The sequence below is a fragment of the Vibrio sp. 10N.222.55.C6 genome (genome assembly GCF_041473395.1).
Lineage (GTDB): Bacteria > Pseudomonadota > Gammaproteobacteria > Enterobacterales > Vibrionaceae > Vibrio > Vibrio crassostreae_C.
Window position 1 is genome coordinate 1 of the sequence record NZ_JBFRSD010000370.1, and the last position, 285, is coordinate 285.

A 285-nucleotide genomic window follows, 5' to 3' on the forward strand; every position below is an offset into this window, starting at 1 on the left:
ACATCAACTACGAAGATTGGCTCTACGAAACCTCTCCAAGCCCGAAAGCCGCTGAAATGCGAATGAAAAACGTGTCTGATCTCTATAGCTGGATTGTGGCCGACCTCGAAGGTGACAACTATGATAAAGAAGAGAAGACGCTACGAGAGGTTGTTCAACGTTTAACTTTACGCGATATGATGGAGCGCGGGGAAGATAATGACGATGCAGACCAAGTTCAACTAATGACATTGCACGCTTCGAAAGGCCTAGAGTTTCCGTATGTATTCTTGATGGGGGCTGAAG

1 protein-coding gene is annotated in these 285 nt (G+C 46.3%); it reads left to right on the plus strand.

The window, feature by feature from the left end; genetic code table 11:
• Positions 1 to 285, plus strand: a 285-nt coding sequence (locus AB4486_RS24160) for a 3'-5' exonuclease (protein ID WP_372119165.1), incomplete at both ends; no start/stop codon positions are given.